The sequence below is a fragment of the Mesorhizobium sp. Mes31 genome, assembly GCF_024519675.1.
GTDB lineage: Bacteria > Pseudomonadota > Alphaproteobacteria > Rhizobiales > Rhizobiaceae > Mesorhizobium.
On the sequence record NZ_JALJRL010000039.1, the window covers coordinates 1 to 7673 of the forward strand.

Sequence of the window (7673 nt, forward strand, 5' to 3'; positions counted from 1 at the left end):
CTCGTGGATTACGGGCCGATCGCGAGAGGATCTCGATCCACCAAGCCTTCGGCCGCCTGATCGGCAACCGCCCTGCCCGTGGTGCTGCGGGGAGGCAGCGGATTCTCGTGGATTACGGGCCGATCGCGAGAGGCGGGGTCGCAAGGGGTCGGCCTCCGGCCGGGTAAGGGCGGGCGGCTGTCGCCGCCCGGTCGGGCGCCCGTCAAAGCGCCCCCCGCGATCAGGCTTCCAGTACGAGCCGTTCATTCTCCGACATGCGGGCCTCTACCGCGCGGCGCACTTCTGGGTCGGCATGCTGCAGCACGGCGCGCCAGTCCATGGTATCGCGGACAGTCGCCATCATGCCGCGCATCGTGTCACAGACAACGCAGGGGCTGCCCTTCATGACAAGGCGCAGCACGTTGAGGCAGGTGCCCGGCGATGCACCGTCCCAGACCATCAGGCCGAAGTCGGCGCGGCGAGCCATCTCGCGGTCTTTGCTGGCGTGAGCGGCAAAGCCCTCTGCTCCGTGGGGAGGCGGGACGGGGTAGGCGGCCCAGTCACCGAGATTGTTGCGTGGTTCCGGGCCGGCGTGGAAGACACCGACATGCTCGTAATTATAGCCGGCGAGCAGGCCCTGCATTTCGGCATCGGCTCCCGGTGCATCGCCGATCAGCACGCCATGCTCGGTGGCTACAATCGCGCCGATCCTCTCGATCACAGGGACGGGCAGTTCGAAGATGTCACGAGAGCCGCCTAAAAATATCATCGTCATGGTCGCTTTCCTTTCTCTCAAAGCCCCGGCCCCGGCCCGATTCTCCTCTTCCTCTCCCGCGCGAGGGATCGTCACCGAAGGCCGAGACGGCGAAGCCGGGTCGGGAAGCGGCAGCATGCCGCGAGTAGAGCCCGGCCGGCCGCAGGCCGGCGCGCCCAGTAGACGGGTTAGAGAAATTCAAGGACGAAAAGCGTCAATCCAGACGGTCGACGCGCCGGCCCGATTGCCGCGCTTTGGCAAAAGCAGTCGCGATCTTCATCACAAAGGCCTTGCTGAAGCGGCCGAGGATGTCGTTTCCCGGTTCGATGTACCAAGAGCGCTCGGCAACGTCGTAATTGTATTCGTCGACGACGATCCAGCAACGCTCGAGGTCGCTGAGACCGGCCCGCCGGCGCTCAATATCCGGTATGTCGAGCGCAACGCGACCGCGTTGCGGCGGCTGCGTGGTGATGGCGAGAAGTGCCAGATGGGTCAGACCGTCATTCGCGCTTCTGACGGCGACCACGACGCAGGTCGGCCGGACCTTGCGGCCTTCGGTTTCTCCGCGTTCCCGCTGCCATGCCCAGAGATACGGATAGGCGATGATCTGGCCAGGCAGGAACTCACGGCTCATCATCATAACCCTCGCCGCGCGCCAGCCGGTCGATTTCCGCGGCGAAGAGGTCCTCGTGCTCCTCCGGCATATCGGAGATATAATAGGCGCGCCGCGGATCCGTGCCGGAGCGCATCCGCTCGTAATGCTCGTAGCTCATGAGGACGAAGCGGGGTTTCCGGTGTTTGGTGAGCACGATCGGTTCGCGGCTGGCGGCATCGGTGACATCACCAACCTGCTTGTTGAGGTCGCCTGTCGTGAACTGTCGCATGGCCGAGCTCCGTTTAGGTTTCCATAATATCCATATTTTCCAGATTAGCAAGAAATTGTCTCGTCCCGATGGTATCGGCAAGTGGAGGGTTGGACGCGAGTGCAGGACGGACCCGACGGCGAAGCGTCGGGTCCGTCGATGTGGTGACGGAGGCGCGTTCCGCAACCGGGCGAGGAAGGTAGCGCTCACGCGCCGCCCTCCGTGAACCGCCAGACCGGGATGCCGAGACGACGGGCCTTGTCGGCGAGATTCTCGGTGATGCCGGAGCCAGGGAAGACGATCAACCCGTAGGGCATGACCGAGAGCAGCTGGTCGTTGCGCCGGAAGGGAGCCGCCTTGGCGTGCCGGTTCCAGTCCGGCTTGAAGGCGATCTGCGTGACCTTGCGGTTCTCGGCCCAGCAGGCAGCGATACGCTCCGCGCCGCGCGGGCTGCCGCCGTGCAGCAGGACCATGTCCGGGTGCTTTTCACGGGCCTTGTCGAGCGAGGCCCAGATCCGGTCATGCTCGTCGCAGTCGAGCCCGCCGGCGAAAGCGATCTTCGTGCCTGCCGGCACCAGCACCTCGGTATCGGCACGCCGGCGCGCGGCGAGGAAATCACGGCTGTCGATGACGGCGGCCGTCATCGCCTGATGCGAGATTTTGGAGCCGGTGCGTGGCCGCCAGGCCGAGCCGGTCTGCGCCTCGTAAAGGTCGGCAGCCTCGTCGCGCATGATTTCCAGCACGTTGCGGCGCTCGATATAGGTAATGCCTTCGGCGGTGAGCCGTTCGAGTTCCACGGATTTCACCTCAGAGCCGTCCTGCTCGTTCTGGCTCGAGCGCTGTGCCTCCTCGTTGCGGTCGAGGTTGCGGGCGACGCGTTCGGCGGCGCGGTGGAAGACATTGGTGAAGGACCAGAGCAGGTCGTCGAGGTCGGGTTCGAGCCTGGTGTCGCTGAGCATGCCGGCGAAAGTCTCGACGATTCCGGCCAAGCCGGCCCGGATTACCGCCTCGTCGGGCAGCGGCCGGGGATCGGGTTCGTCCTGATGCGGACGATGGCCGTACATCTGGAGTTCGAGGATGACGCGATCGGTTGGAGAGGAGGCGTGGTAGGGCTCATAGGCGTCATCGAAAGGAAGCTCGTAGTTCATGGCGTGTCTCCATCGGTTGTGGCCGCGCCGATCGTGGCCTGACAGCGACGCCCGGCCGCGCCCGCGGCGCGGCCGCACCGAAGGCCGCAGCGAAGCGAAGGACGGCGCAGCCGTTGCGGCCGCGACCGGGGGTGGCAGGGATCGCCTCTCAGGCAGGCCGCGGGCACGGCCTTTCCGATGACACCCGCCGCCATGGCTGCGAGACTTTCCGTGACGCCGGTTCTGCCCGCCTGCCGGCCATCGGCATTCATCCCGATGGAAGGAAGTGACGGGCATCTTCCGGGAGGAGCTGATCGCCGAGCGATGCCGCGAGACAGGGCGGGCCGAGATGGCGCAGATCGTCGTTGAAGTCGCCGAGCTGCGGGCGAAGCACGAGGGTTGCGATCCCGGCTTCGCCGGCTCGCTGGCTGAGGCGCTCAATGCCGTGCCGGCCTGCGGCGTCCGCGTCGGCCGCAATATAGAGACGCCGGCAGCCGGGCGGCAGGGTCAGGCCGGTTAGGTGATTGGCCGACGTGGCGGCGGCAACCGGCAGTGCCGGCATAACGGTGTGCAGCGAAGCCATCGTCTCAAAACCCTCGCCGGCCGCCATAACCGGGACAGAGGCACCGGGATCGAGGCCGAGCCAAATGCCGTTGCCGAGCAGATGACCAAGAGAACGGCGCGGATCGTCGACCTGCGCTTTGCCGTTGCCGCCCGGATCCAACCAGGTGCGTTGCAGGCCGGTAAGTATGCCGTCGGGGCCGGTCACGGCCGCGATCAGCGCAGGCAGTGGTCGCGTCTCACCGGTGATAAGATCGCGGTAGTAGCAGCCGGGATGGAAGCGCAGGGCGCGCTCACGCGCGGTCAAGAAAATGCCGCGACCGACAAGATAGCGTTCGGCCAGTGTGCCGGCGACCGTCTGCGACATGGCGAACAAGCGGCGTGCCGCATGAGGAGAGCCGCGAGCCGCGGCAGGCTGGCGCCGCACGCCGGAGTCTTGCGCCTGCGGTCGCGGCATGGCGAGGAAGTGACGTGCCTCGTCGGCGACATCACGGAACTCGACAAGGCCGCAGCTCTCGCGGATGACGTCGAGCAGATCGCCATATTCGGTCGTCGCCTCGTCGACCCATTTACCGTCCAAGCCCTTGGCATTGGTCTTCAGCCGCACATGCATGGAGCGGCCCTCTGTATTGCGCACGTCGCCGACGATCCAGTAATTGCCGACGCGTCGGCCGTTCGAGAGGTATTCGCGGCACACCGCCTCGGCATGGTCGCCGAGGCGGCGTGCCAGCTCTGCTGCCGAGCCGGACATGACCGCCTCCTATCACGCCGCCGCCGTGCGATCGGAGACGCCAATCAGCGTGTGGCGCTCAAGAAGTGCTGCGAGGATTGCGGAGCCGTGCCCGCCCGTCGGAATGAACAGCCTGAGCTTCCAGGAGATGATTTCGGAGATCAGGCCGAGAACCTTCAGGCGCGGCACCATCGCCTCGGTGAAGCCGATCAACTCGACCCGATAGTCGTTCATCACACGGTTGCGGCGAAGGACCAGGCCGTCGGCAAGTTGCAACCCGATCTTCCCTTCGACCAGCCCGGTCCAGGCGTCCTCCGGCGCGAGCGCCGGCACGTTGTCGATGCCGAGATTGCGCAACATGGTCGACACCATCGTCGGGGCGATGTGACGGCCGATGATGCGTTCGCCGGCATCGGTCTGGATACGGTAGACCTGGCAATCATGATCGGGAAGCCGGCGCCAGATCGGCAACAGCAGGCCGGTCACCATGTGGAACGTGCTGGTGGTGAACTCCGGCACCGCGGCTACCTCCGAAACCCACAACTCACAGAAGCGTTTCCGGTCGGCCGACTGCCAAAAAGTTTCGGCAAGGGCGTCGAGGCCGAAGCGCAGTTCGTCCGTCGGACGCAGCAGGCGCACGCGATGCTCCACGGTCCCGTCGTCGAGCATCAGGCTCGCGGTCGGCAGCTGGACCGCTGCGCGGTTCGAGCGCGTGTTGACCAGAAAGACCGACTGCGACTCAGCACGAGCGATCGTCAGCGCCTCGGGCAGGCCAAGGGGGCGAATGCGATCCTTGCGCGCCACGGTCAGCACATGCGACTGCGCGCCCGAGACCGGATGCGTGTAGATGGTCCGGCGATCGGTGACGGTGATGCTTTCCGCCGTGATCGTCTCCACGCCCATGTCGTATGTGCCTGCGGCGATGGCGCCTTCGACCTTGGCCGCCATCAGCTGCTCAAAGACCTCGAACAGAAGATTCTGGGTTTCGATGCGCAGCGCCAGCAGCCGGTTGAGCCAGGTCGTGATCGGCGGCAGTTCGTCACGCAACCCGCCCTCCTCCGTCGTCAGCGACAGACCAGTGACCGCCTCGAACGTCGACAGCGAACAGCCCTCGATTTTGCCCTGATGGAGCAGCCAGTAGAATTGGCGTAGCGCCGCGCGGGCATAGGGACTTTCCAGATTGTCCTCGGACCGGAACAGCCCTGCCCCGCCGGTCTGGCGCTGGCCGCGCGTGATCGCGCCCAGCGTGTCGAGCCGTCGGGCAATGGTCGACAGGAAGCGTTTTCCTGCTTTCACATTGGCAGCCATCGGCCGGAACAAAGGCGGCTGCGCCTGGTTGGTGCGATGCGTGCGGCCGAGGCCCTGGATAGCGTTGTCGGCGCGCCAGCCGGCTTCGAGCAGATAGTGCTTGCGCAGCCTCTGGTTCTTCACTCCGAAATCGGCATGGTAGGAGCGGCCGGTACCGCCGGCGTCGGAAAAGACCAGCACGGCCTTGTCGTCATCCATGAACGCCTGGCTCTCGGCGAGATTGACCGAAGCCGGGCGGGGTTCGACGGCGAGCCGGTCGATGCCATCGCGGCCGGTCTTTTTGACGATGCGCCGCGAGCGGCCGGTGACCTCGGCGACGATGTCGGTGCCGAAATGATGAAGGATCTGATCAAGCGCGCTGCCGACAGGCGGCAATAAGGCGAGTCTTTCGATCATCTCATCGCGCCGGCGCACAGCCTCCCGGCACTGGACGGGGTTGCCGTCGGCGTCGTGTACGGGCCGCGAAGTGATATTCCCCTCGGCATCCGAAAACTCTTCGAACAGCTGTGTCGGGAAGGAATGCATCAGGTACCCACCGACGTACTCCCTCGGCGTGACATCAACGTGCAGGTCGGACCATTCTTCGGTCGGGATGTCGGCCAGCCGCCGTTCCATCAGCGCTTCGCCGGTCGAAACGATCTGCACGACCGACGCATGGCCGTCGGCGCGGTCCTGCTCGATCGCGCCGATCAGGGTCGGCGTCATCATCGAGGTGATCAAATGGCTGAAGAAGCGCTGCTTTGTGCTCTCGAACGCGGAGCGGGCGGCAGCCTTGGCGTTGCGGTTCAGTGTGCCCGCGTCGCTGGTGATGTTGGTCGCCTCGAGTGCAGCGGCGAGGTTGTTGTGGATGACCTGGAAGGCGTCCGCATAGGCGTTGTAGATGCGGATCTGTTCCGCCGTCAGCTCGTGCTCGAGCAGATCGTATTCGACACCGTCATAGGAAAGCGACCGCGACGTGTAGAGTCCGAGCGATTTGAGGTCGCGCGCGAGCACTTCCATGGCGGCGACGCCGCCATCCTCGATCGCAGCGACGAACTCGGCGCGGTTGGCGAAGGGAAAATCCTCGCTGCCCCAGATGCCGAGGCGCTGGGCATAGGCGAGATTCTCGACTGCGGTGGCGCCGGTTGCGGAGACGTAGACGACGCGGGCATCCGGCAGCGCGTGCTGGAGCCGGAGGCCAGCCCTGCCCTGCTGCGATGGTGCGACATCTCCGCGTTCGCTTTTGCCGCCGGCGGCGTTGGCCATGGCATGGGCCTCGTCGAAGACGATGACGCCGTCAAAAGCTTTTTTTGTCCCTGTCGCGGCTTCACCGCTCCTCGCCTCTTGTCCAACCCAGTCGAGGATCTGGGCGATGCGGGACCTCTTGCCGTCACGCTCCTGCGAGCGGAGGGTGGCATAGGTGGTAAAGAGAATGCCTTCGGCAAGGCGGATCGGCGTGCCTTGCCGATAGCGCGAGAGTGGCTGGACAAGAAGGCGTTCCTGGCCAAGGGCCGACCAGTCCCGCTGGGCGTCTTCCAGCAGCTTGTCCGACTTGGAAATCCAGATGGCGCGGCGGCGGCCCTGCAGCCAGTTGTCGAGAATGATACCGGCCACTTGGCGGCCCTTGCCGCATCCGGTGCCGTCGCCCAGAAACCATCCGCGGCGGAAACGGACCGCATGCTCAGCACCTTCGGGCGCGGCCGAGACGACATCGAAGGTCTCATCGACCGTCCAGGCGCCGGCGAGATGGCCGAAATGGGCTTCGCCGGCATAGATCACGCTTTCGAGCTGGGCGTCCGACAGCAGGCCTTCGTCAACGATTCCATCGGGCAGGAGCGGCCGATAAGACGGTTTTGGAGGCGCGACCGCGGCCATGGCCGCCGATTGAACCAAAGGGGTCGGATGGGGTTTGGCGCGCGGGATGTGGATCGACTGGAGCGCATAGGGCTCGTAGATCGTGTCGGTGAGCCGGCCGCCCTCTTCCGGCATCCAGTGGCGAAGCTCATAGGCGAGCGGCAAGGCTGGTGCGCTGGCCGCGATGACAGGACGGGCAGGCTTCGCCCGGGCAACCCGCCGAGCCGGGCGCACGATTTTCGGATCTGCCGCTGACGTGGCGGCAGATGCGGATCTCGCTGCCGATCGAGAGGCAGCCATCCGCATGGCGGCATTGCGCAGGATTCCGTTCGACAGGGCGCCGATCGAATCCGGAAAGCCGCCTGGTGTTCGGGGCAGCAGATCGGAGATCCAGGAGAGCAGCGTCTCGACATCGGGGGCCTTCCCCGGCGACGCGACGAATCCAGCTGGATCGGAGGCCGGGATCTTGTCGATGATGGTGAGGCGGGTTTCGGCGGTGGTGCCGTGGCGGGCATAGA

General features: G+C 65.6%; 6 protein-coding genes. All 6 read right to left on the bottom strand.

What is annotated here, in order from left to right; genetic code table 11:
• Positions 1-220 precede the first annotated feature (220 nt).
• Positions 221-754 (bottom strand): hypothetical protein, encoded by a 534-nt coding sequence (locus NR193_RS32665; protein ID WP_256754776.1) that lies wholly within the window; start codon positions 752-754, stop codon positions 221-223.
• Positions 755-947: 193 nt separating this feature from the next.
• A complete protein-coding gene (locus NR193_RS32670) occupies positions 948-1367 on the bottom strand; it encodes a hypothetical protein (protein ID WP_256754777.1) in 420 nt (139 codons plus the stop codon).
• A complete protein-coding gene (locus tag NR193_RS32675; RefSeq protein WP_256754778.1) occupies positions 1357-1617 on the bottom strand; it encodes a type II toxin-antitoxin system prevent-host-death family antitoxin in 261 nt (86 codons plus the stop codon). Before NR193_RS32675 ends, NR193_RS32670 begins: the two co-directional genes overlap by 11 nt.
• A 185-nt stretch (positions 1618-1802) precedes the next feature.
• On the bottom strand, positions 1803-2744 hold the full coding sequence (locus tag NR193_RS32680) for a DUF2493 domain-containing protein (protein ID WP_256754779.1): 942 nt from the start codon (positions 2742-2744) through the stop codon (positions 1803-1805).
• A gap of 247 nt (positions 2745-2991) precedes the next feature.
• A complete protein-coding gene (locus NR193_RS32685) occupies positions 2992-4035 on the bottom strand; it encodes a toprim domain-containing protein (RefSeq protein WP_256754780.1) in 1044 nt (347 codons plus the stop codon).
• A 12-nt stretch (positions 4036-4047) separates the two neighbouring features.
• Positions 4048-7673: strawberry notch family protein (locus tag NR193_RS32690; protein WP_256754781.1), on the bottom strand; the 3626-nt coding region annotated here is incomplete at its 5' end.

Bases quoted from the DNA above. Each gene is read 5' to 3' on its own strand.
- NR193_RS32665 (WP_256754776.1), bottom strand. From the start codon at position 754: ATGACGATGATATTTTTAGGCGGCTCTCGTGACATCTTCGAACTGCCC.
- NR193_RS32670 (WP_256754777.1), bottom strand. From the start codon at position 1,367: ATGAGCCGTGAGTTCCTGCCTGGCCAGATCATCGCCTATCCGTATCTC.
- NR193_RS32675 (WP_256754778.1), bottom strand. From the start codon at position 1,617: ATGCGACAGTTCACGACAGGCGACCTCAACAAGCAGGTTGGTGATGTC.
- NR193_RS32680 (WP_256754779.1), bottom strand. From the start codon at position 2,744: ATGAACTACGAGCTTCCTTTCGATGACGCCTATGAGCCCTACCACGCC.
- NR193_RS32685 (WP_256754780.1), bottom strand. From the start codon at position 4,035: ATGTCCGGCTCGGCAGCAGAGCTGGCACGCCGCCTCGGCGACCATGCC.